This is a genomic window from Anaerostipes faecalis (assembly GCF_018982945.1).
Lineage (GTDB): Bacteria > Bacillota > Clostridia > Lachnospirales > Lachnospiraceae > Anaerostipes > Anaerostipes faecalis.
Window position 1 is genome coordinate 534531 of sequence record NZ_JABRXE010000001.1, and the last position, 25997, is coordinate 560527.

29 protein-coding genes are annotated in these 25997 nt (G+C 35.9%); 27 read left to right on the plus strand and 2 right to left on the minus strand.

Annotated elements, in window-relative coordinates:
* The first annotated feature begins 2 nt into the window (after nt 1-2).
* The 7 genes from KTB61_RS02610 (at nt 3) to KTB61_RS02640 (ending at nt 7785) form a co-directional block, all read left to right on the plus strand.
* Entirely contained in the window at nt 3-620 is a 618-nt protein-coding gene (locus tag KTB61_RS02610; RefSeq protein ID WP_075758818.1) for an HD-GYP domain-containing protein, read from the plus strand.
* On the plus strand, nt 617-1861 hold the full coding sequence (hisS, locus tag KTB61_RS02615) for a histidine--tRNA ligase (protein ID WP_075758817.1): 1245 nt from the start codon (nt 617-619) through the stop codon (nt 1859-1861). Before KTB61_RS02610 ends, hisS begins: the two co-directional genes overlap by 4 nt.
* An 83-nt stretch (nt 1862-1944) precedes the next feature.
* Nucleotides 1945-2469, plus strand: a complete 525-nt coding sequence (locus tag KTB61_RS02620) for a flavin reductase family protein (RefSeq protein WP_075758815.1) — start codon at nt 1945-1947, stop codon at nt 2467-2469.
* Between the two features lie 105 nt (nt 2470-2574).
* On the plus strand, nt 2575-4371 hold the full coding sequence (gene aspS / locus KTB61_RS02625; RefSeq protein ID WP_075758813.1) for an aspartate--tRNA ligase: 1797 nt from the start codon (nt 2575-2577) through the stop codon (nt 4369-4371).
* Nucleotide 4372: 1 nt separating this feature from the next.
* Nucleotides 4373-4843, plus strand: a complete 471-nt coding sequence (locus KTB61_RS02630) for an ACT domain-containing protein (RefSeq protein ID WP_075758812.1) — start codon at nt 4373-4375, stop codon at nt 4841-4843.
* Between the two features lie 26 nt (nt 4844-4869).
* Nucleotides 4870-6105 (plus strand): serine hydroxymethyltransferase, encoded by a 1236-nt coding sequence (gene glyA, locus KTB61_RS02635; protein WP_075758810.1) that lies wholly within the window; start codon nt 4870-4872, stop codon nt 6103-6105.
* A 192-nt stretch (nt 6106-6297) separates the two neighbouring features.
* Nucleotides 6298-7785 carry a L,D-transpeptidase family protein gene (locus KTB61_RS02640; RefSeq protein WP_075758808.1) on the plus strand — a complete coding sequence of 496 codons (1488 nt, stop codon included), beginning with the start codon at nt 6298-6300 and terminating at the stop codon, nt 7783-7785.
* Between the two features lie 46 nt (nt 7786-7831).
* Here KTB61_RS02640 and KTB61_RS02645 read toward each other — a convergent pair whose 3' ends face one another.
* Nucleotides 7832-8743, minus strand: a complete 912-nt coding sequence (locus tag KTB61_RS02645; RefSeq protein WP_216696729.1) for an AraC family transcriptional regulator — start codon at nt 8741-8743, stop codon at nt 7832-7834.
* Between the two features lie 25 nt (nt 8744-8768).
* Complete coding sequence (locus KTB61_RS02650) at nt 8769-9407, minus strand: lactate utilization protein (RefSeq protein WP_075758805.1); 639 nt, start codon at nt 9405-9407, stop codon at nt 8769-8771.
* A 56-nt stretch (nt 9408-9463) separates the two neighbouring features.
* Between KTB61_RS02650 and KTB61_RS02655 the strand changes: the two genes are divergently transcribed.
* From KTB61_RS02655 to recN, 20 genes are all read left to right on the plus strand, one after another.
* On the plus strand, nt 9464-11482 hold the full coding sequence (locus tag KTB61_RS02655; RefSeq protein WP_216696730.1) for a DNA topoisomerase: 2019 nt from the start codon (nt 9464-9466) through the stop codon (nt 11480-11482).
* A 105-nt stretch (nt 11483-11587) separates the two neighbouring features.
* Nucleotides 11588-12520, plus strand: a complete 933-nt coding sequence (gene spoIIIAA, locus KTB61_RS02660) for a stage III sporulation protein AA (protein ID WP_216696731.1) — start codon at nt 11588-11590, stop codon at nt 12518-12520.
* Nucleotides 12513-13031 carry a stage III sporulation protein AB gene (locus KTB61_RS02665; RefSeq protein WP_075758800.1) on the plus strand — a complete coding sequence of 173 codons (519 nt, stop codon included), beginning with the start codon at nt 12513-12515 and terminating at the stop codon, nt 13029-13031. The genes spoIIIAA and KTB61_RS02665 overlap by 8 nt, the downstream gene beginning before the upstream one ends.
* Before the next feature lie 31 nt (nt 13032-13062).
* A complete protein-coding gene (gene spoIIIAC, locus KTB61_RS02670; protein WP_006567206.1) occupies nt 13063-13260 on the plus strand; it encodes a stage III sporulation protein AC in 198 nt (65 codons plus the stop codon).
* A 14-nt stretch (nt 13261-13274) separates the two neighbouring features.
* Nucleotides 13275-13664: a SpoIIIAC/SpoIIIAD family protein gene (locus KTB61_RS02675; protein ID WP_075758799.1), complete on the plus strand. Its 390-nt coding sequence runs from the start codon at nt 13275-13277 to the stop codon at nt 13662-13664.
* A complete protein-coding gene (locus KTB61_RS02680; RefSeq protein WP_075758798.1) occupies nt 13661-14782 on the plus strand; it encodes a stage III sporulation protein AE in 1122 nt (373 codons plus the stop codon). The genes KTB61_RS02675 and KTB61_RS02680 overlap by 4 nt, the downstream gene beginning before the upstream one ends.
* Nucleotides 14783-14800: 18 nt before the next feature.
* Nucleotides 14801-15247 carry a stage III sporulation protein AF gene (locus KTB61_RS02685; RefSeq protein WP_075758797.1) on the plus strand — a complete coding sequence of 149 codons (447 nt, stop codon included), beginning with the start codon at nt 14801-14803 and terminating at the stop codon, nt 15245-15247.
* On the plus strand, nt 15240-15794 hold the full coding sequence (locus KTB61_RS02690; RefSeq protein WP_330656289.1) for a hypothetical protein: 555 nt from the start codon (nt 15240-15242) through the stop codon (nt 15792-15794). Before KTB61_RS02685 ends, KTB61_RS02690 begins: the two co-directional genes overlap by 8 nt.
* A complete protein-coding gene (locus KTB61_RS02695; RefSeq protein WP_075758795.1) occupies nt 15794-16360 on the plus strand; it encodes a SpoIIIAH-like family protein in 567 nt (188 codons plus the stop codon). Before KTB61_RS02690 ends, KTB61_RS02695 begins: the two co-directional genes overlap by 1 nt.
* Before the next feature lie 107 nt (nt 16361-16467).
* Nucleotides 16468-16842, plus strand: coding sequence for an Asp23/Gls24 family envelope stress response protein (locus tag KTB61_RS02700; RefSeq protein WP_216696732.1), 375 nt, complete (start codon nt 16468-16470; stop codon nt 16840-16842).
* A gap of 79 nt (nt 16843-16921) precedes the next feature.
* Nucleotides 16922-17335 carry a transcription antitermination factor NusB gene (nusB, locus tag KTB61_RS02705; RefSeq protein WP_216696733.1) on the plus strand — a complete coding sequence of 138 codons (414 nt, stop codon included), beginning with the start codon at nt 16922-16924 and terminating at the stop codon, nt 17333-17335.
* Nucleotides 17325-18551: an exodeoxyribonuclease VII large subunit gene (gene xseA / locus KTB61_RS02710; protein WP_216696734.1), complete on the plus strand. Its 1227-nt coding sequence runs from the start codon at nt 17325-17327 to the stop codon at nt 18549-18551. Before nusB ends, xseA begins: the two co-directional genes overlap by 11 nt.
* Nucleotides 18552-18562: 11 nt before the next feature.
* Nucleotides 18563-18937, plus strand: a complete 375-nt coding sequence (locus KTB61_RS02715) for a DUF4186 domain-containing protein (RefSeq protein WP_075758788.1) — start codon at nt 18563-18565, stop codon at nt 18935-18937.
* Between the two features lie 194 nt (nt 18938-19131).
* The gene (xseB, locus tag KTB61_RS02720; protein ID WP_075758786.1) at nt 19132-19341 is read left to right on the plus strand and encodes an exodeoxyribonuclease VII small subunit; all 210 of its coding nucleotides are present in this window, start codon (nt 19132-19134) and stop codon (nt 19339-19341) included.
* Nucleotides 19331-20224, plus strand: a complete 894-nt coding sequence (locus KTB61_RS02725; RefSeq protein ID WP_216696735.1) for a polyprenyl synthetase family protein — start codon at nt 19331-19333, stop codon at nt 20222-20224. The genes xseB and KTB61_RS02725 overlap by 11 nt, the downstream gene beginning before the upstream one ends.
* Before the next feature lie 37 nt (nt 20225-20261).
* Nucleotides 20262-22133, plus strand: a complete 1872-nt coding sequence (gene dxs, locus KTB61_RS02730; protein WP_216696736.1) for a 1-deoxy-D-xylulose-5-phosphate synthase — start codon at nt 20262-20264, stop codon at nt 22131-22133.
* A 3-nt stretch (nt 22134-22136) separates the two neighbouring features.
* Nucleotides 22137-22955 carry a TlyA family RNA methyltransferase gene (locus KTB61_RS02735; RefSeq protein WP_075758781.1) on the plus strand — a complete coding sequence of 273 codons (819 nt, stop codon included), beginning with the start codon at nt 22137-22139 and terminating at the stop codon, nt 22953-22955.
* A gap of 2 nt (nt 22956-22957) precedes the next feature.
* The gene (locus KTB61_RS02740) at nt 22958-23860 is read left to right on the plus strand and encodes an NAD(+)/NADH kinase (protein WP_216696737.1); all 903 of its coding nucleotides are present in this window, start codon (nt 22958-22960) and stop codon (nt 23858-23860) included.
* Nucleotides 23805-24263, plus strand: a complete 459-nt coding sequence (gene argR, locus KTB61_RS02745; protein WP_075758779.1) for an arginine repressor — start codon at nt 23805-23807, stop codon at nt 24261-24263. Before KTB61_RS02740 ends, argR begins: the two co-directional genes overlap by 56 nt.
* A gap of 15 nt (nt 24264-24278) precedes the next feature.
* Nucleotides 24279-25961, plus strand: a complete 1683-nt coding sequence (gene recN / locus KTB61_RS02750) for a DNA repair protein RecN (protein ID WP_216696738.1) — start codon at nt 24279-24281, stop codon at nt 25959-25961.
* Nucleotides 25962-25997: the final 36 nt, after the last annotated feature.

Below are 25997 nucleotides of genomic sequence, written 5' to 3' on the forward strand. Positions count from 1 at the left end.
TTATGGCAGTCAAATATGGAAAAACAGATATTGAGACACCTATTCAGGCAGAATTAAGTGATTACATCAGTCATGGAATTGTTGTTAGTAATCTGGCATATCTTGTGGGATGTGAGATGGGACTTGATGAAAAAACCTGTTATGATCTTGCTGTAGCGGGAATGGTACATGATATTGGAAAGGTCCGTCTTAATTTTTATATGAATGAAAAGGAAGAAGACATTCTGGCTGTAGATGAAACAAGATATATGAGAATGCATCCGTCCATCGGATATGCAATGCTGATTGAGTATGGATATAATCAGACAGTACTGGATGCTGTTCTTTATCACCATGAGCATTATGATGGAACTGGTTATCCTCATAATATCAGAGGAAAGAATATACCGCTGGTAGGTAGGATTATGCACGTCTGTGATATTTTTGGAGCACTGATTTCCAACAGAGATTACAGAAAAGGTTTTGATGTGGAAACAGCACTGGATATTATTATTGATGATGTAAAAAATTTTGATATGAAAGTATTTCTGGCATTTCAGAGAGTTGCTTTTTCTGAAAAAATGGAGAAAGTAATTGAAAAAGGAAATCTGGAAGAAATAGAGGAGGAAAATGAATCATGATTACACAGGCACCAAGAGGAACAAAAGACTGGTTTGGAAAGGAAATGGATCAGCGCACATATTTGGAAAACATGTTTAAAGAATTGTGTGCTTCTTATAATATTCATGAAATAATTACACCGGTATTCGAACATACAGTACTATTTCAGAGAAGTGTGGGCGAAACTACTGATGTTGTTCAAAAAGAAATGTATACATTTGAGGATAAAGGAAAACGCAGTATCACATTAAAGCCAGAGGGAACAGCAGGGGCAATTCGTGCATATCTTGAGCATGGAATGCAAAATGAACCGCAGCCAATTAAAATGTTTTATGTTACACCTGCATTTCGTTATGAAAAACCTCAGAGTGGTCGTTTAAGACAGCATCATCAGTTTGGAATAGAGTTTGTAGGATCTCAAAGTCCATTGGCCGAGGTTGAACTAATTACATTAGTCTCTTCTTTTATCAAAAAAATCGGTTTAAAAGATGCGAAACTTCATATTAACAGTATTGGATGTGAAAAATGTCGTGCAGATTACAATAAAGCTCTGCTGGCATACCTGAAGGAGCATGAAGAACAGTTATGTCCAACATGTCGTGAAAGAATGGAAAAAAATCCATTGCGTGTTATAGACTGTAAAGTACCGGAATGTAAGGAAATCGTAAAAGATGCACCAAGAACTATTGATTATCTGGATGAAGAGTGCAGAAATCATTTTGAAGAATTGAAATCTCTTTTAGAAAGTCTTGAGATTCCTTATGAGGTTGATACAGGAATTGTCCGCGGGTTAGATTATTATACAAAGACAGTGTTTGAGTTTGTCAATGAAGATGGCTTCACATTATGTGGCGGTGGCCGTTATGATAATCTTGTTCATGAAATTGATGGAAAAGTTTCTATGCCGTCTGTTGGTTTTGGAATGGGCGTGGAGAGAATCATTTATTTCCTGGAAGAAGAAGGTGTTGATCTTCCATGTCATAGAGATATTGATCTGTATGTTGGAATCCTTGGTGACCAGGCTAAGGCAAAAGCATATAAAATCGTTACCGGACTTCGTAACAAAGGATATGTAGTTGAAACAGATTATCTTTCTAGAAGCGTAAAAGCGCAGATGAAATATGCAAATAAAATTCATGCCAAAAATACGATTATTATTGGAGAGGATGAACTTGAAAAGAACCAGGGACAGGTTAAAAATATGGAAACAGGGGAAAATGTTCAGGTTTCTCTGGATGATATTCAAAGCTGTCTGGATTAAAAGTAAAACAATAACTGTCTTTCGTGACATTTAACAAAAAATCATTTATAATAATATAGTTAAGTGAAAGGAGGTAGCAAAGCGTGAGCGAATATGCAATAGTAGCACCAGAGGATTTTGATCAGAGTGCATTTCGATTAATTGGAAAGGAATGGATGCTTGTTACTGCGAAGAATCAGGAAGGAAAAGTTAATACCATGACCGCATCCTGGGGAGGATTTGGTGTAATGTGGGGAAAGAACGTTGCGGTGACTGTGATTAGACCACAGCGTTATACAAAAGAATTCATTGATCAGTCCGACTCTTTTACATTATCATTTTATGATGATACATTTAAGAAAGATTTATCATATCTTGGAAGTGTTTCAGGAAAGGATGAAGATAAGATTTCTAAGACCCGTCTGACACCAACAGATGCAAATGGCATTCCATATTTTGAAGAAGCTAAGATTGTTTTAATCTGTAAGAAATTATATGCACATCAGATGGATCCGGCAGGATTTGTTGAAGCAGGAGCTAATCTGGATGATGAATGGTATCCAGGTAAGGATTATCATGTCATGTACGTAGCAGAAATCGAACAGATTTTAGTTAGACAGGATTCATAAAGTTTAAATCTAAAGGCAGAACTACAAAAGGTTCTGCCTTTACTTGCAGTAAAATACTTATCTGTGCTATAATGACTGACAGTGAATTATGAAGGAGGAAATATCATGGCAGAATCAATGTCAGGTTTATCCAGATCCCATCGATGTACAGAAGTAAGCAATCAGCTTGTTGGAACAGAAGTCACTGTTATGGGATGGGTACAGAAAAGAAGAAATTTAGGAAGTCTTATTTTTATAGATTTAAGAGATCGTTCCGGCATATTGCAGCTGGTTTTTGATCAGGAAACCCTTTCTGCAGAAGATTATGAAAAAGCTAATTCATTAAGAAGTGAGTTTGTAGTTGCGGCAGTAGGTACTGTTCAAAAGAGAAGTGCGGCAATCAATGAAAATTTGAAAACAGGGGATATTGAAGTTAAGGTACATACCTTGAGAATTCTCTCTGAATCCGAAACTCCTCCGTTTCCAATTGATGCAGATAAAACTGTGAAAGATGAATTGAGATTAAAATATCGTTATTTGGATCTTCGCAGACCAAATCTTCAGAAAAATCTTATGATTCGTAATAATGTTACACGAATTGTACGTAATTTTCTTGCAGATGAAGGATTTTTAGAAATTGAAACACCGATTCTCGGGAAAAGTACTCCAGAAGGAGCAAGAGATTATCTTGTGCCGAGTCGTGTTCACCCAGGAAATTTTTATGGACTGCCTCAATCCCCTCAGCTGTTTAAGCAGCTTTTGATGTGTTCAGGATTTGACAGATATTACCAGATTGCAAAGTGTTTCCGTGATGAAGATTTACGTGCAGATCGTCAGCCGGAATTTACGCAGATTGACATGGAACTTTCATTTGTCGATGTAGATGATGTAATAGATGTTAATGAACGTCTGATGCAGAAGGTATTCAAGGAAGTTCTCGATATTGATATTGAACTTCCAATGAAGCGTCTTACATATAAGGAGGCTATGGATCGATTTGGATCTGATAAACCGGATACACGTTTCGGAATGGAACTTGTTAATGTTTCAGATACAGTGTCTGGATGTGACTTTATGGTATTTAAAGGAGCTCTGGAAAATGGAGGTTCCGTACGTGGATTAAATGCAAAAGGTTTAGGAGATCTTGGAAGAAAGAAAATTGATGCCTTTGTTGACTTTGCAAAAGATTTTGGTGCAAAAGGACTGGCATATATTCAGCTTAAGACAGATGGAACTGTAAAATCTTCTTTTGCTAAATTTATGAAAGAAGAAGAAATGGATGCACTGATTCAGGCAATGGATGGACAGGCAGGAGATTTACTGTTGTTTGCAGCAGATAAAGATAAGGTAGTCTTTGATGTTTTAGGAAATCTTCGTCTTGAAATTGGTAAAAAATATGATATGATAGATGAAACACTATATAATTTCCTGTGGGTAACAGAATTCCCTCTGTTGGAGTGGAGTGAAGAACAGAACCGGTATACAGCAATGCATCATCCGTTTACTATGCCATTTGAAGAAGATCTTGAATTTATTGATTCTGATCCGGGCAAAGTCCGTGCAAAGGCGTATGATATTGTTTTAAATGGTACAGAGCTTGGAGGAGGTTCTATCAGAATCCATCAGGATGATATACAGGAAAAAATGTTTGAGGCTCTTGGATTTACCAAGGAAGATGCATACAGTCGATTTGGTTTCCTGTTGGATGCATTTAAATATGGTGTACCACCTCATGCAGGACTTGCATATGGTTTGGATCGACTGGTTATGTGGCTGACCGGAGAAGACAGTATCCGTGATGTCATTGCATTCCCGAAAGTTAAAGATGCGTCATGTCTTATGACAGAAGCACCGGGAGCTGTGGATGAAGTACAGTTGGAAGAGCTTGGAATTCAGCTCTCTAGCGAAGAAGAGGAGAAATAAGATGGAGAAAATGTTATTTAGTGGTGTTCAGTCTAATTCTGATGTTGCACTGATTGCAATTAAAGGAATTAAGAATCAGCCAGGGATTGCAGCGAAAGTATTTGGATCAATTGCTGAGGAACACATTAATGTGGAGCTGATTCTTCAGTCTATTGGACGAGGAGATAAAAAAGATATCTCTTTTGTTGTAGGTAAAGATGACGCACAGGCAGCTGTTGATACTCTGAAAAAAGCTTTTTCAGAAGATGATTATGATGAAATCGTATGTGATACAGCAGTTGGAATCGTATCTATTGTTGGTGCAGGTATGATGTCCAATTCTGGAGCAGCTTCAAAAATGTTTGAAGCATTGTATAATAAAGGAATCAATATTAAGATGATTTATACATCTGAAATTAAAATTACAGTATTGATTAAAGAAAGTCGTGTAGAACGTGCAGTTGAAGCATTAAAAGAACAATTCCAGGAATAATAGGAAAGTACGAAAGGAGAACACAGATGTTTGATTTTAGTGAAGTAAAAAATTATGACAGCGAAGTAGCAGCAGCAATGGAAGATGAACTCACGAGACAGAGAAGTAATCTGGAACTGATTGCCTCTGAAAATCTGGTGTCCAAAGCAGTTATGGCAGCAATGGGAAGCCATTTAACAAACAAGTATGCTGAAGGGTATCCTGGAAAACGTTATTATGGTGGATGCGAATACGTAGATGTTGTAGAAAACCTTGCAAGAGAACGTGCAAAAAAATTATTTGGATGTGAATATGTAAATGTTCAGCCTCATTCTGGAGCACAGGCAAATATGGCAGTATTTTTTGCAGTTATGAATCTTGGTGATACTTATATGGGTATGAGTCTGGATCATGGCGGACATTTAACACATGGAAGTCCTGTCAACATGTCTGGTAAAAACTATCATTGTGTACCATATGGTGTTAATGATGAAGGATTCATTGATTACGATGAAGTTGAAAGAATCGCACTGGAATGTAAACCTAAGATGATTATTGCCGGAGCAAGTGCTTATGCAAGAGCTATTGATTTTAAGCGTTTCCGTGAGATTGCAGACAAAGTTGGAGCTGTTTTAATGGTAGATATGGCTCATATTGCAGGGCTTGTAGCTGCAGGATATCATCAGAGCCCGATTCCATATGCACATGTAACAACAACCACAACTCATAAAACATTAAGAGGACCACGTGGTGGTATGATTATGTGTAGTAATGAAGTTAATGAAAAATATAACTTTAACAAAGCAATATTCCCTGGAATTCAAGGTGGACCGCTGATGCATGTTATTGCAGCAAAGGCAGTATCTTTTAAAGAAGCATTATCAGATGAATATAAAACATATATTGGACAGGTTGTAAAAAATGCAGATGCCTTGGCTAAAGCATTAATCGCAGAAGGATTTGATATCGTTTCTGGAGGAACAGACAACCATTTGATGCTTGTTGACCTGAAAAAATATGATCTGACTGGAAAAGAAGCAGAAAAAGTTCTGGATTCTGTTCATATTACATGTAATAAGAATACAGTACCAAATGATCCAAAATCTCCATTTGTAACATCTGGATTACGTCTTGGAACACCAGCAGTTACAACAAGAGGATTGAAGGAAGAAGATATGGCAGTGATTGCCAAAGCCATTCGTCTGACATTATTAGATAAGAAGCTGGATGAAGCAGCAGCAATGGTAAAAGATCTGACAGATAAATATCCATTATATGAATAGGAAAGAAGCGGATAAAACGCTGTAATGACCTATAGAGCAAAAAACGGGAATTCCTTAAAAGAACTTTCCGTTTTTTTCTATATTTTTAGACAAAATATAGAAAAAATATCCATTGCATTAGTCATCAATATGAGTTAGAATAATACCTATCGGATTTTTACTAAGTTTTTACATTGTGGAGGAGTTCATAAAATGAAGAAAAAACAAAAGCTGATGATTGCCTGTGGAATAGTGGCTCTATTTATTGCTATTGCAGCAGGAGTACATATATATTATCTGGATCGTTGGTTTCCGGGAAGTACATTTAATCAGGTAGATGTATCAGGAATGACATACGAGGAGTCTGTAAGAGAAATTAAAGAATCTGTTGCAGATTATAAATTAAAAATAAAAGCAAGAAATAAAGGAAGTCTGACAGTTTCAGGAAAAGATATTGAACTTGCATTTACATCAGAAGAAGTTTTAAAAAAAATGTTTGACGGTCAGCACGAAAAAAGTGTGATTGTTTCATTTTTTGATAGTGGTGATGAAACATCTGTGAATGCAGTTTCATATTCAGAAAAAAAATTAAACAATATATTAAAATCTTCCCAGATTTTTAAGGGAAGTGATCAGTATAAGATTATAAAACCACAGGATGCGACTATTGTTTACTCAGAGAAGAAAAAGTATGGAGTCATTCAGAAAGAAAATGAAGGAAATCAGCTGGATGAAGCACAATTTCTTTCTGCCGGAAAACAGGCAGTTGAATCTCTGTCAGAGAATATAAATCTAACAGATGAGAAAAAATATCCTAATGTTTATAAAAAACCTGGATTATATGAAGATGATAAAGAACTAAAGGATATGCAGGAAACGTATAATCAGATTCTTCTTCACTGGATTCAGTGGGATATGGGTAATAATGTTACAGAAACATTAGGACCAGATACATTAAAAAACTGTATTAAGATTGATACTCAAAAGCACACAGTGAAAATCAGCAAAAAAGCAGTTGAAAAATGGATTGAATCATTTTGCCTTAAATATAAGACACAGGGAATTACAAGAACATTTAAAACCCATTCCGGTAAAAAAATTAAGATCAGTGGCGGTGATTACGGATGGAGAATAGATTACGATAAGGTTATTAAACAGGTGTTAAAGATCCTGAAAAAAGCTCCTGACACGAAAGCTATAGAAGCCTATAAGAAGAAGCCATCTGCGGATAATGAAAAAGCACTGATAACTTCATTAAAGCCTGTATATAGTCACAAAGGTTATCGGATGGATTATCAGAATAAGCAGAATGACTGGGATACCAAGAACTATAGTGAAGTGGATCTTTCAGCTCAGCAGGTTTATGTATATAGAAATGGAAAAATGGTATTTAGCTGTATTTGTATTACCGGTAAGGCAACTCCTGACAGAATAACAAGGACAGGAGTTTATGATATTAAAGAAAAGAAGCTGACCAAAACTTTAACAGGAGCAGATTACAGTGTAGAAACAAAATACTGGACCAGAATCATGTGGACTGGAACAGGATACCATTACAGCAGTCGAGGCGACTGGGGCAGATGGTCTACTACATATTATAAAACTGCAGGATCCCATGGATGTGTAAATCTCACATTGGAAAATGCTGAAGCAATCTATCGTTTGACAAAGATTGGTGATCCGGTCTTTATTCATTATTAAAAAAATAAGTACCAGAGGATTATAGAGTCCTTCTGGTACTTTGTTTTTACATAGGAAATTGTTTTGAATTCCATACTTTATAAAATTCTCTGGGAGTGTATCCAAGAACTTTTTTAAATGTCTCAGAAAAATAGCTGCTTCCAGAAAATCCAACTTCTTTTGCAATCACTGTCATTGATTTTTCGTGAGCTAAAATTAGGGGGAAACTTTTCCATATTCGAAGACGAATCAAATAGTCAACAGGACTGTAGGGAAGGATTCGCTGGAATATGCGGCTACATTCACTGTTACTCAAAGAACAGGAAGCAGCTATATCTGCTAAAGTATGTTTTTGGGAATAAGTTTCATCCAGGTACTGTATCATTATTTTTATGCGTTGAATATCTTTTTGGTCTTTTTTAGCCATAGGTGACAGAGAGGAAATATTTTGAAGAATATAATAAAATATTTCTGGGACAAAGTGCTGGATTTTTAATTCATAGCCAAAATTTTTTGTCTCGCATATAGCTGTTATTTTTTTTAGTAATTCCAGAATATATTTCTGCCATGGAATTCTTGGAATTAGAGGAATATGGGAAAATGAAGGATTTTCAGAAATCGGTAAAATGTATTTCTGATAAATGCTATCACTTTCATTTTGATAAAGCATGTGCTTTCCAACACATATGGAAAGAAAACAACAATTATATTTCTGATAGGACATGGCATAGTGAATTTGTCCGGCATTGATAAACAATCCTTCTCCTTTGGAGATGATATAACCTTTCTGATTAATATGGAACTCTAATTTACCGGAACACACAAAAATAAATTCAAAATCCTCCTGCCAATGGGGAAATATAATTTTTCCGGGAAGCGTTTGGATATCATATATGTTTCCTTCAAAAGAAAATGTTTCAGAAGGAACAGATCTATCGTTGAAATCAAATTTAACCGGATGTTGTTTAATTTGCTTCATGAAAACACCTCATAATAAAATTGAATTAGTAACCTAATTCTTCACCAACTAAGATGATCTTAATTCGATCTTTCATAGCTGCACTTTGACGTCTTGTGACTACAATCTGGCTGCAAATACAGCTATCTCCATAGCAGTCACCGCATCGTCCATTGAGAGAACAAGGAGTCTCCAGTCCCAGACGAATGGTATTTGGAGGTGAAGCAAAGTTTCTGACACGGGCAACTCCATCTTCTACATTGTTTACCACTTTATTCATTCCGATAACCATGATAATGTGTTTCGGACCATAGATTAGAGAGGCAACCCTGTTTCCGGTTCCGTCAATGTTAATCAGTTCTCCGTCTAAAGTAATAGCATTGCTACTCATCAGATAATAATCAGATAACACTGATTTGCTAAAAATTTCACGTTGTTCATCATAATTTTTTGCAACGGAACGATCAATGATCTTATAATCTCCAGAAGTAACAGCATCCATTAAGCCTAGCTCTATTATACTCTCAGATCCTCCCCATGATACAACAGACCCTTTTTCTATGTAAGATAATGCCTGCTTCAGGGCATCTTTTTTTGTAGCACAATAGACACCTTGAATATTCCGTTTTTTCAGGTTTTTGATAATGGTTGCGGCTTTACGCTCATTTGCTTTTTGTAAACTCATATAATCATCCTTTCTTGATTTATGTTGTTATTTAGTATATCATAAACAGAGTCTGCATGAACAGGATTTGCAGAAATTTTTCGAAGGCAGGTATTGTTTTGAAATCACTATTTATAACAGAAAAACCCAGTGTAGCCAGAGAATTTGCTGCTGCACTAAATATAAATGCACAAAATAAAGATGGTTACATGGAAGGGGAGAAGGCAGTGATTACATGGTGTGTCGGTCATCTGGTTACAATGTCTTATCCGGATAAATATGATCCTGCATTGAAAAAATGGGATTTAGAGACGATTCCTTTCATACCCAAAGAATTTAAATATGAAATTATTCCTTCTGTAAAGAAGCAGTTTGATATTGTAAGTATGCTTTTAAATCGAAAAGATATTGACACTATATATGTTTGTACTGACTCTGGACGTGAAGGAGAATATATTTACAGGCTGGTGGAGCAGGAAGCAAAGGTCGAAAATAAAATAAGGAAAAGAGTGTGGATTGATTCTCAGACAAAAGAAGAGGTAATCCGAGGAGTCAGAGAAGCAAAAGATCTCAGTGAATATGATAATCTTGCATCTGCGGCTTATTTAAGAGCCAAAGAAGATTATCTTATGGGAATAAATTTTTCCAGGGTTCTGACATTAAAATACGGATGGACTTTGGGAAATTATCTTAATCAGAAGAAGAGCCTGGTAGTTGCAGTGGGACGTGTTATGACTTGTGTTCTTGGGATGATCGTAAAAAGAGAACGAGAAATAAGAAATTTTGTTCCAACATCTTTTTATCGGGTGATTGCACATTTGAACTGTCAGGGCTTTGAAGTGGAAGCTGAATGGAAGGCAGTGAAAGGTTCAAGATACTATGAATCTTCCAAGCTGTATAAGGATAATGGATTTTTAGACAAGAAAGAAGCCCGGGATTTTATTGAGTTTTTGGAGGATGGATCTAATGGAGAAATCATTGTGAAATCATCCGCCAGGCGTACAGAAAAGAAAAATCCCCCATTATTATATAATCTGGCTGAACTTCAGAATCAGTGTTCCAAAATGTTCAAATTGAGTCCCGATGAAACATTAAAGATCGTACAAGAGCTGTATGAAAGAAAACTTGTTACCTACCCGAGAACCGATGCAAGAGTATTATCCACTGCTGTTAGCAAAGAAATATATAAGAATATAAAAGGACTGACCGGTTATGTACCGTTAAGTACATATGCATCTGAGATTCTGGAACAAAAAAAATATCAGGGTATCAGTAGAACAAAATATGTAGATGATAAAAAAATAACAGATCATTATGCAATTATTCCTACTGGTCAGGCTATATCCGGGCTGGGAAGTATTTCACAGCTTGGACAGAAAGTATATGATGTAATCGTCAGGAGATTTTTAAGTATTTTTATGCCGCCTGCAGTATATACAAAGATTAAATTGGAAACAGAAACAAAAGGAGAAACATTTTTCGCTAATTTTAAAATATTGAAAGATCCTGGTTATTTAAAAGTTGCAGGAACGGGAAATTCTAAAAAAGAGGATGGTTTGACCCAGGAGCAGATGGATGCAATTACATCCTTAAAAAAAGGAGGGAAACTTCCTGTAAAAAGTTATAAAATTAAAAATGGAACAACAACTCCACCTAAACGATATAATTCCGGATCTCTGATTCTTGCAATGGAAAATGCAGGACAGCTGATCGAAGATGAAGATCTCAGGGAACAGATAAAAGGAAGCGGAATAGGAACAAGTGCAACAAGAGCAGAAATTGTGAAAAAACTGATCACTAATAAATATATTGCATTGAACAAAAAGACTCAGATCGTGACTCCTACATTGACAGGAGAAATGATCGTAAATGTTGTCAGTGCTTCCATTGGGTCATTGCTGAATCCGGAATTAACAGCCAGCTGGGAAAAAGGGTTAACGTATGTTGCAGAAGGAACTGTCACAGAAGAAGAATATATGGAGAAACTGGACAGATTTGTATCCCAGAAAACTAATATCGTAAAACAAAATAATTATCAGTATCAATTGAGACAGTCATTTGATCAGATTGCTCCATATTACAAAAAAAATAAATAAGATTCGTTATAAGAGAACAGGCATATAAGATGTTTGTTCTTTTTATTATGCATATTTTTAATGCTTTTCCATATATTTGATTATACAGATTATTTGGAGGTGTATATGAAAGAAGGTTCTGAGATATTTCAGATACTTCCGTTGAAAATCAGGGAAAGCTTCATAAATTCCAATATAGATTTTTCAAAATTACAGGAAGTAAGATTAAGAATCAATCAGCCGGTAATCGTTAAGTATGACGGATACGAAATATTTCTATCTGAGAAAAATGGTTTTACAAATGAAAAGAATAAAAGATATATTTTTTTAATAGAAGATTTAAGACAAACATTAGAATACATAAGCAGCTATTCATTGTATGCATATGAAGAGCAAATTAAACAGGGGTTTATAACTGTTCGTGGTGGACATAGAGTGGGACTGTCAGGAAGTGCAGTCATTGACCGTGGAAGAGTAAAAAATCTGAAGTATATTTCAAGTCTTAATATCCGTGTGGCTCATCAGGTAAAAAATTGCGCATTACCGATTTACAAAGGATGCAGTAAGAACGGGAAAATACTTCCAACTCTGATTTTATCGCCCCCCGGGTGCGGGAAAACAACATTATTAAGAGATTTAATCCGCCTTATATCCCTGCATGGACAAACTGTAGGAGTGGCAGATGAAAGAAGTGAGATTGGTGCCTCCTATCAGGGAATTCCTCAAAATGATCTTGGAATACGTACGGATATTATGGACGGATGCAGAAAAGATGAAGGTATGAATATGCTGATTCGGTCTATGGCTCCAGAAGTTATTGCAGTAGATGAAGTTGGGAGTAAAGAAGATGTGGAAGCATTGATTTTCTGTGCATTTCGCGGGTGCACTATGCTTGCAACTGCTCATGGAAAAAGTCGGGAATCATTGTTGAGAAATCCTTACATGAAAGAGATTTCCGATAAAAAAATGTTTCAAAGATACGTTTTGCTGGACAATCTTGGGAAACCGGGAACTGTAAAAAAAATATTAGATGAAAACGGGGTTGAATTAAATGATTAAGATAATAGGTGCCTGTATGATTATTGCTTCGGGAATATCTTTTGGATTTATTAAAGCAGCAAAGGAACAAAAAAAACTGGAGCAGGGAATTGCATTAAAAAGAATGTTATATCTTCTGCAGGGAGAAATCAGATATGGATTTACACCTCTTCCAGAAGCTATTCGAGCGATTTCAAAAAAAACAGTACAGGAGTTTGCTCCCTTTCTACAAAATGCCGCAGACAGGATGGATACACATTCAGAAGATTCTTTTGCATCAATATGGAAAAATTCTATGGAAGAGAATCTGTCTCCGATAATCTTAGAAAAAAGTTTTATGGAACCAATACTGACAATGGGAGAAACAATAGGATACCTGGATAAAGAAATGCAGTTAAAGACCATCAGTTTTGCAATAGAGCAGGTGGAAGATATTATTTTGCAGATAAAGGAGCAGGTAATAAGAAATTGTAAAATGTATCGTTCTTTTGGAATATCCTTTAGTCTCTTAATCGTAATAATACTTTTATGAACAAAAAATTTTTTATGTCTGGGAGGAAAAAATGAGTGTAAATATTATTTTTCGAATTGCAGCAGTTGGTATTCTTGTAACTATTCTGGTTCAGGTATTAAAACATTCAGGGAGGGATGAACAGGCGTTTTTAATTACTCTTGCAGGGCTGATCCTGGTATTGTCCTGGGTGATTCCTTATATTTATGATTTATTTGAAAGTGTTCAAACCCTTTTTACGATTTCTTAAAAAGGAGGTAGAAGATGATACAGGCAGCTCTTTTCGGAATTATTGCCAGTATTGCAATATTAAAATTAAAAAGCATAAGGCCGGAAATCGCACTTGCTCTTGGAATAGCAGCGAGTTTGATACTGGCACTTTATGGTCTGAAGGAAATGAAACAGATTTTAAATGTTTTCGAGACCATTCGAGCATATTCAGGAATTCCCAAAAGTTATTTTCAGATACTGCTGAAATTAATAGGCATATCATTTCTGTGTGAATTTACATCTGACATATGTAAAGATTCTGGACAGACTACCATTGGAAAGCAGATAGAATTTATTGGAAAGATGTCCATTCTTATTGTAAGTATTCCGATTTTTCAGGCCTTGTTGGAAACCATTCAAAAACTGATAGGGAATGGAAAATGAGAATCAGGGTTATTATTCTTTTGATTATATCTGGTATGATTTTTCAGATTCCGGTTTATGGAAAGGAAACAGAATTAAATCAAGATTCGTTAAATGGTGTTGAGAAAGTACTGAGAGAAGAGGAAAGTGATATTTCTTATACGCAAATCGTAAAGCAGCTTATGCAGGGAAAGCTTAAAAGTGTATTGAAACTTATCGGAAAAGAACTTTTTGGAAAGATTAGAAATTCTGTAATGATGAATTATCGGTTTTTAAGACAGATTATCATTGTTGCGATGATTGCAGCAGTATTTAAAAATCTTTCAGATGCTTTTTTTCAGGGAAGTACAGGAAAAACTGCTTTTTATGTGACATATGTTATTTTTGTTGGACTTATGTCAGATTCTTTTTATTTTCTTAATAAAACAGCTGTAAATTTTGTTGAAATGATGATTGATTATATGAAGGGAATGATTACGGCTTATTCTATGGCAATAGTATCAACAACAGGTGTATCAACATCTACAGCTATATATGAATTTTATCTAATGATGATTTATGGAATATCTTTATTAACCAATTCTGTTATTTTTCCAATGATAAGAATTTTATTTGTTTTAAAAATAATTAATCATATTTCAGATGAAGAGCATTTTTCAAGACTTTGTAAAACTTTGGAATGGGGAATTGGACTTGCTTTAAAAAGTTTTCTGTCTATTGTACTTGGAATACAAATGATTCAGTCAATGCTTCTTCCGGCAATTGATTCATTAAGGAATAATACGTTAAAAAAAGGTTTTTCTGCAATACCGGGGATAGGAGGGGGAATCGCAACTGTAATGTCAACCATTCTTGGCTCAGCGGTGGTGATAAAAAATAGTATCGGGGCAGCTGGAATTTTAATTTTGGTAGTTCTAACAGTGCCACCCATTCTTCAGATAGGAGGGGTTGTAATTTCATATGTGGCAGCGGGGGTGTTATTGCAGCCGATTTCGGATAAAAGGATAACAGGTGCAATAGATGCAATAATTCAAAGTGGAAAACTGATGCTTCGCATGATTATAACAATAATGGTATTGTTTATTTTGTCCATAGTAATCATTGCGTTTTCAACCAATGTCAATTACTACACCGGTTAAATGGAAAGGAGTGACTGAATGGAAACGGTCAGATCTATTGTATTTTTTTGCATATTATCAACTCTGGTTGAACAGTTGGTTGATGGAACCGGCTATAAACCGTATGTAAATCTGGTGATAGGATTTATGTTACTGTCTTTAATGATTCGTCCGATACTTTCTTTTACAGGGAATGATAAACTGGTGGAAACTGCTTTGTTTAAAATATCAGAAGAACAATCGAATATATCTTTTCAGAGTGATGCTTTAGAAGAGAAAGAAAAACAACTGGAAGCAGAGATGGAAAAAATTTTAAAAAGCAAAAAAATTCAGATTGAGTCAATAAAAATACAAATAGATCAAAAAGATGAAATCAAAGAAATATATATTAAAACAGGACAGGCAAAAAAAGACGAAAAGATGATAAAAACCATACTTTTAGAATTCTATAATGTGAAAGAATCTAATATAAATATAAGTGAGTAGAGGAAATATGATTGATAAAAACAGGCTGCAGAAATTCATAGAGACCATAGGAATGAAAAAAGCAGTACTTTTATTTGTGCTGGGACTATTTTTCATTTTTTTAAGTTTCCCATCTTCAGAAAAAAAGCAAAATACAAAAACAACTCAGACAACACAAGAAAGTGATTCTACAGATTTATATATAAAAAAACAGGAAAAAAGACTGGTAAAAGCTTTAAGTCATGTGGAAGGTGTTGGTAAGGTGAAAGTCATGATTACAGTAAAATCTTCAAAAGAGGCAGTTATTAATAAAGATAGCCCTTATGAAGAAAGTTCAAATGAAAATGAAAAAACCATAAAGGAAGGTGAAGAAACTGTTTTAATAGAAGAAAATGGAGAAAAAATTCCATATGTATTAAAAGAAGTAGAGCCTGAAGTTGAAGGGGTGGTCGTTGTTGCACAGGGAGGAGGAAATGATATTGTAAATCAGAATATTGTTGAAGCAGTGTCAGTTTTATTTCATATTTCTTCTTATAAAGTTAAAGTCTTAAAAATGGGGGATTCATAATGAAAAAGATAATCAGAAAAAATCAAATGATCATTATGACACTTGCAGTTATTATAGCAGTTGCAGGTTATGTAAATTATAGTGGAAAATACGAATCGGTTTCAAAATCAAAAACCAAAACAGTATCGAACACAGTAAAGGAAACTTCCGGACAGGTAAAAGATGATATCACAGACATAGGAGAAGCTGTGCTTACCAATGCCCAGGTTAGTAATTATGTAGCTAAAGCAAAATTGGAACGAGAACAGACTCATAGTAAAGCAAAGGATACATTGGAAGAAATTATTAATGATAAAACTGTAAAAGACAGTGTAAAACAGGATGCTGTAGACAAACTATCTTCTTTGGCAGAGCAAATGGAAATGGAGACTGCAACGGAAAATCTTCTGGGAGCAAAAGGATTTTTAAATTCGATCGTAACAATCAGTAATGGAAATGTAGATGTTTTAGTTAATAAGAAAAATCTGTCAAAAATAGAAAGAAGCCAGATAGAGGATATCGTAGTTCGAAAAACAGGTTTTCAAATGGAAGATATAGTTATTACATCCATTAAAACGGATGATTAAATAAAAAATGTTTATAAGATACCAACAATACATAAAATAAGTTTGAATAAGAAATACATTTTTGATATAATCAATTAAAGAGTATGTGAAAGTACAGGAGGCTTCTTATGGAAAATAAAAGTAGTTATAAGATAAAAGAGAAGGGGTTGCTGGGAGAAGTTAAAATTGCAGATGATGTTATAGCAATTATTGCCGCGTTGGCAGCAACAGAGGTGACAGGTGTTGCAAGGATGTGTGGTAATATTACAAATGAACTTGTAAGCAAGCTTGGTATGAATAAACTGTCTAAAGGAGTTCGTGTTTCTGTTGAGAATAATCAGGTAGATGTAGATCTGGCATTGGAACTGGATTATGGTGTAAGCATTCCTGCAATTTCAACAAAAGTACAGGATCGTGTAAAAACGGCTATTGAGAATATGACAGGTCTTCAGGTTAATTCTGTAAATGTAAGAGTTGCAGGAGTTGCAATGGAAGATGAATAAAAACTTTGTAGAAGTAGTTAGTTAAAATAGACGGGACTGTTGGTTCAGTTCCGTCTTTGTATCGTAGAAAGGAAATCAAATGACAAGAAGTGAAGTAAGAGAACATATTTTCAGAATTCTGTTCTCAGTAGAATTTTGTGAAATCGATGAATTTAAAGACCAGGTAGATTTATATTTTCAGGGGCATGCAAATATAAATAAAAAAAATCAGAATGAAATATATGATAAGGTTTTAGATTTAATAGCGCATCTGGATGCTATTGATCAGGAAATTGGGAATCATGCAAAGGCATGGAATTTGTCCAGATTAGGAAAAGCAGAATTATCAATTTTACGTCTGGCAGTCTATGAAATAATTATGGATGAGGATGTTCCTCAGAAAGTCGCAATCAATGAAGCTGTTGAGCTGGCTAAAAAGTATTGTAATGAAAAGGCAGCTCCTTTTATCAATGGAATCCTTGGAAGGGTCGGAACGAAGGAAGATGAAGAGTAGAGTTTTCTCTGTCACACAAATTAATTCTTATATAAAGAGAATGTTTCAAAGCGATTATGCTTTAAGAAAAATTTCTATAAAAGGTCAGGTGTCCAACTGTAAATATCATTCGTCAGGACATATTTACTTTTCCTTAAAAGATGAGGGAAGTCAGATATCCTGCGTAATGTTTGCCAATTCCAGATTTCAGGGACTGAAATTTGATATGGAAGATGGACAGGAAGTGATTGTCAGTGGAAATATCAGTGTGTATGAACGTAATGGAAGTTATCAGCTGTATGCAGATGAAATCCGTCTGGACGGAATTGGGGAGTTATATATTATTTATGAACAATTAAAACAAAAATTGTATGAAGAAGGATTGTTTGACCATGAAATAAAAAAGCCGATTCCTTCAAATCCCAAAAGAATTGGAATTGTAACGGCAAAAACAGGAGCAGCCATTCATGATATCATCAGTACAGCGAAAAGAAGGAATCCTTATGTTCAGCTGATTTTATACCCGGCAAAAGTTCAGGGGGATGGAGCAGCCCAAACCATTGTAAAGGGAATAAAGACGTTGGACCGGTTAAATGTTGATACCATTATCATTGGTCGAGGCGGTGGCTCCATCGAAGATTTATGGGCATTTAATGAGGAAATAGTCGCCAGAGCCATTTATGAAGCGAAAACACCGATCATTTCTGGAACAGGTCATGAAGTGGACACTACTATTGCAGATTATGCGGCAGATTTAAGGGCAGCCACACCAACGGCAGCCTGTGAACTGGCAGTACCGGATATCAGGGAAATTGTCGATGGAATCCAGAATCGTGCCTATACGTTAGACACCTTATTAAAACAGGTATTGCGGCGATATCAGTTAAAATTAAAGCAATATCAGTTAATAATTGCCGGATATGATCCTAAATTTCAACTACAGGAGCAGAAAATGCGGCTGGCAGAGCTGGAAGAAAAGCTTACAATCAGAATGAAAGAAACGATGACCTGGTATAAGCATCAGCTGGAATTATATGCAGGACGTCTCCACGGGGCATCTCCTACAGCAAAGCTGATCAATGGATTTGGATACCTGGAGGATGAAGAAGGAATTCCTTTGACTTCATCTGAAAAAGTAAAAAAGGGAGATCATATCTCGGTAACGGTATCTGATGGTTTGATAAAAACAGTGGTAGAAGATATAATACCATATCAAATGGAAAAAATCTCTTTATAAGAAGGAAGACAATGACAGAAGAACAGTGGATGAAACAGCTGTGGGAAAGGCTTTCCAGGTCATCATTCCGCAGCCGTTTCCATTTAAAAGAGAAAGAGAAGCAATATATCAAGGAAAAAGGTATGGAGAAGATTCGAAATCACGCAGAGGATTTTGTCAGTCAGAGACTTGCGCCAGCAAATCTCCCAAATGATGGGAAGCAGACTCCTATGCGTGGTCATCCTGTTTTTATTGCTCAGCATGCGACGGCAACTTGCTGCCGTGGATGTCTTCAGAAATGGCATAAGATCCGTTCAGGAAGAGAACTGACTCCAAGGCAGCAGGAATATATTGTGGATGTAATTATGCAATGGATTGATAAAGAAATGAAAAGAGTAAGTATGTAGGAAATGTAAAATCTGATGATTGCATACTTATTTTTTTGACTTTTTTGTAGCTTAGAAATTTAGATGCCTCCATAGATAAAGATGGCGATGGTAAGAAAAAAGAATTGGCAGATATAATTTTAAATTGTTGTATCTGCTTTTTTCTATGCTATAATAAAACGGAATATAATTATTAGAAAAATAAGGAGAATCTTATGGCAAAGAAAGAATTTAATATAGATCAGGGATTTGAACAACTGGATCAGATTATAGAAAAGCTTGGAAGCGATGAGATTAAGCTTTCTGATGCAGTAAAATTATACTCAGAAGGTGTTACAGTCGTAAAAAAATGCAAAGATTCATTAGATAAGGTAGAAAAAGAATTAATCATATTAGATGAAAACGGAGAGGAACATGAGCTTTAAAGAAAGAATGAAAGAAAGAGTCTGTCATATTGAGCAGATTTTAGATCAGTATCTTCCACAGCCGGAAGGACTGCAACAGACTGTGCTGACAGCAATGAATACTACAGTGAAAGCAGGTGGAAAAAGGCTTCGTCCAATGCTTATGGAAGAAACGTATCATATGTTTGGTGGAGAAAGTAAAATCATTGAGCCTTTTATGGCAGCTATTGAGATGATTCATACATATTCTCTGATTCACGATGATCTTCCTGCTTTGGATAATGATGATTACCGTAGAGGACAAAAAACCTGTCATATTGTATACGGAGAAGATATGGCCATTCTTGCAGGAGATGCCTTGTTAAATTATGCCTATGAAACAGCAGCGAAAGCATTTGATATGGCAGAAGGTGATGAAGTATTTCGTGTGATTGATGCCGTAAAGATTTTATCTTCCAAACCGGGGATATATGGAATGATCGGCGGGCAGGTTGCCGATGTGGAACTGGAAGGTACACCGCTTACCATGGATCAGATCCTCTTCATTCATAAAAATAAAACTTCTGCGCTCATTGAGACTTGTATGATGATCGGGGCCATTCTTGCAGGAGCTAAAGCAGATGCTGTAGCACAGATGGAGCTTTGTGGGGAATTCATTGGTCTGGCATTTCAGATTCAGGATGATATTCTGGATTTGATTGGAGATGAAAAAGAAATTGGGAAACCAGTAGGAAGTGATGAAAAAAATCACAAGGTGACCTATGTAACTTTGAAAGGATTGGAACAGTCAAAGAAAGACGTCAAAGATATTTCCATGAAAGCGGTTGATATTTTAAAAAATTATGATGAAGAGAACGGATATCTGACACAACTGGTTGAATACCTGATCAACCGCACATACTAAAAGAATAAAATACCCGGAGATCTGGGGAGGAGTTAGGATGTTAGAGAAAATTAATCAGCCAAATGATATAAAAAATATAAATCCGGATGACTATAGAATACTGGCAAAAGAAATCAGACGATTTTTACTTCAAAATGTCAGTAAGACAGGGGGACATCTGGCATCAAATCTTGGTATCGTTGAGCTTACCATGGCTTTACATCTTGTACTGGATTTTCCTAAAGACCAGCTGATTTTTGATGTGGGACATCAGTCTTATGTGCATAAAATATTAACAGGAAGAAAAGACGGATTCAGTCATTTAAGACAATTCCATGGAATGAGCGGATTCCCCAAAAGAAAAGAAAGTAATTGTGATGCTTTTCATAGTGGACATAGTTCCATGTCTTTATCGGCAGCTTTGGGACTTGCAGCAGCACGAGATGCCCATCATACAGATGAGACCATTGTAGCTGTGATCGGTGATGGTGCCCTGTCCGGAGGAATGGCATATGAAGCGTTGAATAATATGTCACGGCTTAGAAGAGAAAAGAAAAATCTGATTATTATCTTGAATGATAACAAAATGTCCATTGCTGAGAATGTAGGAGGAATGTCAGCATATCTTGACAGAGTTCGTACTCAGCAGGGGTATGTGGAATTTAAAGGAAATCTGGAACAATCATTGTTAAAGGTTCCGGGAATTGGAAAACCTGTAACATTATTTTTGAAAAAAGCAAAAGATTCTATTAAACAGTTGTTTGTTCCAGGAATGTTTTTTGAAGATATGGGATTAACTTATACCGGTCCTATCGATGGACATAATATACCATTACTGGTGGAGATTCTTCAGAGAGCAAAACGACTACCTGAACCAATTATTATTCATGTGGTAACAAAAAAAGGAAAGGGATATCGTCTGGCAGAGGAAAATCCGGCAAAATTCCATGGAATTAGTTCCTTTTCTTTAAAGACCGGAGAGGTATTATCCAAAAACAGTGGACCATCCAATACAGATATTTTTTCTGATACATTAGTAGAGGCTGCCAGGGAAGATGATATGATTACAGCAGTGACAGCAGCCATGCCGGATGGGACAGGTCTCCAGAAATTTGCAGATATATTTCCAGAGCGTTTTTTTGATGTGGGGATTGCAGAAGAACATGCGGTAACATTTTGTGCCGGGATGGCAGCAAATGGCTTAAAACCAGTGTTTGCTGTATATTCAACATTTTTACAGAGGGGATTTGATCAGGTCCTTCATGATACAGCATTGGGAAATTATCCAGTGATTTTTGGACTGGATCGTTCCGGACTGGTTGGGGCAGATGGAGAAACACATCAGGGAGTATTTGATATTCCTTATCTGTCACTGATTCCTAATATGACAATTATGGCTCCGATCAACGGAAAAGAATTAAGAGAGATGCTGTTAAAAGCATTAAAAGAAGCAAAAGGACCAACAGCAATCAAATATTCCCGTGGAGAGGCTGAACATTTATATGAGGATTCTTTTGATGAAATCGCATATGGAAAAGGTCAGATTTTGAAAGATGGAAAAGATGCTGTTATTATCAGTGTTGGAAACATGATTTCAGAAACTGATAAAGCTGAAAAAATACTGAGAGAAAAAGGACTTGATGTTGGTTTGGTGAATCCAAGGTTTGTAAAACCAATGGATGAAACCCTGCTGGATCAGCTGGCAGAAAAGTACTCTTTAATCGTGACAGTGGAAGAAGGCATGTTAAATGGTGGATTTGGTGCAATGGTTATGCAATATTTGTATCAGAAGGGATATTCTGGTAAGATAAGAAATATTGGAATTAAAGATCAGTTTGTTGAACATGGTTCAGTAAAAGAACTTCGTCATATGCTAGGGATTGATGGAGAAAACATTGCATCATCCATAGAAAAATGGATAAAGGAATAGGAAATGAAAGAACGTTTAGATGTATTATTAGTAAAAAAAGGACTGGCCACATCCAGAGAGAAAGCAAAAGCGATTATTATGTCTGGGATTGTTTTTGTGGATGGGCAAAGAGAAGATAAAGCAGGCTCTACTTTTGATGAGAGTAAGGAAATTGTAATAAAGGGTAAGACATTGAAATATGTCAGCAGAGGCGGATTAAAACTTGAAAAGGCAATGAAGAACTTTGATATTCAATTGGAAGGTAAAGTGTGTATGGATGTAGGGGCATCTACTGGAGGATTTACACATTGCATGCTGTTAAATGGAGCTGTAAAAGTTTATTCGGTGGATGTTGGACATGGACAACTTGACTGGAGTCTTAGAAACGATGAGCGTGTAGTATGCATGGAACGAACCAATATGAGATATGTGACCGAGGAGGATATAGATGAACTGGCTTCTTTTGTATCCATTGATGTATCTTTTATTTCTTTGACCAAAATTCTGCCTGCAGTATATCGTATTCTGGAAAACGGAGGACAGGTTGTTGCGCTGATCAAACCCCAGTTTGAAGCAGGCAGAGAAAAGGTAGGAAAAAAAGGAGTTGTAAGGGATCCTAAAGTTCATGAAGAAGTGATTGAAAAAATATGCAGTTACGCTTCTTCTAACGGGTTTAAACTATTACACCTGGATTATTCTCCAATCAAAGGACCAGAAGGAAATATTGAGTATCTGCTTCATATGCAGAAAACAGAAACTATGGAAAATGCACACGATCTTGAGAAACAGATTATGAAAGTGGTAGAAGCATCTCATCAGGATTTAGCTAAAAACAAGGAATAGACATGAAGAATTTTTTAATTTTAACCAATGAAAAGAAAGATCCAGGGCTTAGAATTTCAAAGAGTATTCAGGAATATATTGGGAAATCAGGTGGCACAAGCTATCGGATGTGTGATTTTAACAGGGATATTCAGGAGAATATTGGATGTATTACAAAGGATACAGAGTGCGTGATCGTTCTAGGTGGTGATGGTACCATGCTCCATGCAGCCCGGCTTGTTGTGAAACACGATTTACCGATGGTTGGAGTGAATCTGGGGACTCTTGGTTTTTTAACAGAAATTGAACTGGAAAAATTATATCAGGGACTGGACTGCCTTTTACATGATAATTTCATCATTGAGCAGCGAATGATGCTGGATGGAGGAGTTATTCACAACAATGAATTAACCTATCATCATTCTGCATTAAATGATGTTGTTATTTCTAGAAGCGGGTTTTCCAGGATTATTTCTTATCGCATCATAGTTAATGGGAAACTTTTGGATATATATCCTGCAGATGGAGTTATTATTTCTACTCCAACCGGGTCTACAGGGTATAATCTATCTGCGGGGGGACCAGTGGTAAATCCAAGTGCCAGTGTAATTTTATTAACTCCAATATGTCCACACACAATGAGTGCCAAAAGTATTGTTCTTTCACAGCAGGATGAGATTGAGATTTATATAGAAAATGTCAGTGAAAGTCAGCTGGAGGAAGCATATGTTACGTTTGATGGGCAGGTTGCCCAGAAACTTCATCCAGGAGATGTATTGAAAGTAAAAACTTCCTATAAGATTGCCAAGGTAATCAAGTTAGAAGGAGATAGTTTTTATAAAACGCTAAGAATGAAAGTTGGGGGAAGCAATGAAGAAGAAGAGACAGGATGCAATCATAGAATTAATACAGAAATATCCGATTGAAACACAGGAAGAATTGCTCTCAAGGCTGAACCATCTGGGATTTAAAACAACACAGGCTACTATTTCAAGAGACATAAGAGAGCTGCAGCTGACAAAACGTCCAGCAGCTAATGGGAAACAGACTTATAGTTTGATTAATCAGAATGATAAGACTGCTAAGAGGTATCAGAGGATATTGTCAGAAGCAATCATATCAATGGAACTTGCTGAAAATATGCTGGTGGTAAAGACTGTTTCCGGTATGGCTATGGCATCTGCGGCAGCATTGGATTCTTTAGAGATTACTGGAATGGTTGGGACGATTGCCGGGGATGATACTATTATGTGTGTTATGAAAGATAAAAATATTGGAAAATCAGCTATTGCAGAAATAAAACAATGGACAAAGAATACAGAAGAATAAACAGAAAGGCAATTTATGTTACAGTATTTACATGTTAAAAATCTGGCTTTAATTGATGAGGTTGAGATTTCTTTCAATGAACATCTGAATATCCTTACGGGAGAAACTGGAGCAGGAAAGTCTATTTTAATTGGTTCCATAGAGAGTGCGTTAGGTAAAAAAGTATCAAAGGATATGATTCGTCCTGGTTCAAAAGAAGCTGTCATTGAATTGTTATTTTGGACCGATGATCAGAAAATTATTCATGAAATTGAAAGTTTTGATCTGACGGTTGAAGAAGGACAGATTTTTATAAAAAGGGTAATAAACGAAAAAAGAAGTATAAATAAGATTAATGATAGTACCGTAACGTTAAATACATTAAGGGAAGTATCACATCGTTTGTTTGATCTTCATGGGCAGCAGGAACATCAGACTCTTTTGAAAGAAAAAAATCATTTGGCAATGCTGGATCATTTTCTGGGAACAAAAGAAAAACAGGCTTTAGATAATTGTAAAAAGTTTTATAAAAAAATTTCTGATATTTCCAGAGAAATAGATGAATTAGCAATGGATGATCAACAGAGACTAAGGGAAATTGGTTTTCTTGAGCATGAAATTCATGAAATTCAGGGAGCTAATCTGGTAAAAGGTGAGGATGAAGAATTAGAACAGATTTATCGGAAAATGGTTCATAGCAGGGAAATCGCAGCCTCTTGTGATGTTGCAGCACGCTTGACTGGTTACGAGGAAGATATATCCATAGGAAATCAGTTAACGGAAAGTATTCGAAAGCTTCAGGAAGTCAGTCATCTTGATAAAGAGGTCATGGGATATTATGAACAACTGCTCCAGATAGAAGATTTGTTAAGCGGATTTCATCAGGAGATTACAGGATATATGGACCAGATGGAGTTTGATGACCAGACGTATTTTGAAACAGAGGAACGATTGAACATTATTAACGGATTAAAAGATAAATATGGTTCAACTATAGATGCTGTTTTACAATATGAGAATAATGCAATGGAGCGCCTTGAGGTTCTTCAGGATGCAGAAAATAGAATAGAGGAACTGAAGAGAAAGAGACATAAAGCAGAAGAATCCTATAATGCAGAAGCATTGAGATTGTCTTTGGCAAGAAAAACAATTGCTAAAAAGCTACAAAAGGATATAATGGGTGCTTTAGAAGATTTGAATTTCTTATCTGTTGTTTTTGAGATTCAGGTCACTGAAGAAGCGCAGATAACACCAGAAGGTATAAATAAAATCTGCTTTATGATTTCTACAAATCCAGGACTTCCTCTTCGTCCGGTTCAAGAGGTTGCTTCAGGAGGAGAATTGTCGAGAATAATGCTGGCTATGAAATCTGTCCTTGCCCAGGTTGATAATGTTGGAACGTTGATTTTTGATGAAATAGATACAGGAATCAGCGGAGAAACAGCAAATCGTGTGGCAAAAAAAATGGCAGTTATTTCAAGAAATCATCAAGTGATTGCAATCACGCATTTGCCTCAGATTGCAGCAATGGCAGACAGTCATTATTTTATTGAAAAGCATTCAGATCAAAATAAAACAACAACAGTTATAAGAGAGCTGAAAGAGCAGGAGTCTCTTGAAGAAATTTCCAGAATGATCAGTGGTAATGAGCGTACAGCAACATCATTAAATAACGCACAGGAAATGAAAAGTTTAGCAAATGACGCAAAATTATACTGATTTTTAATATGATAATTTACACATAATAAAAAGGAT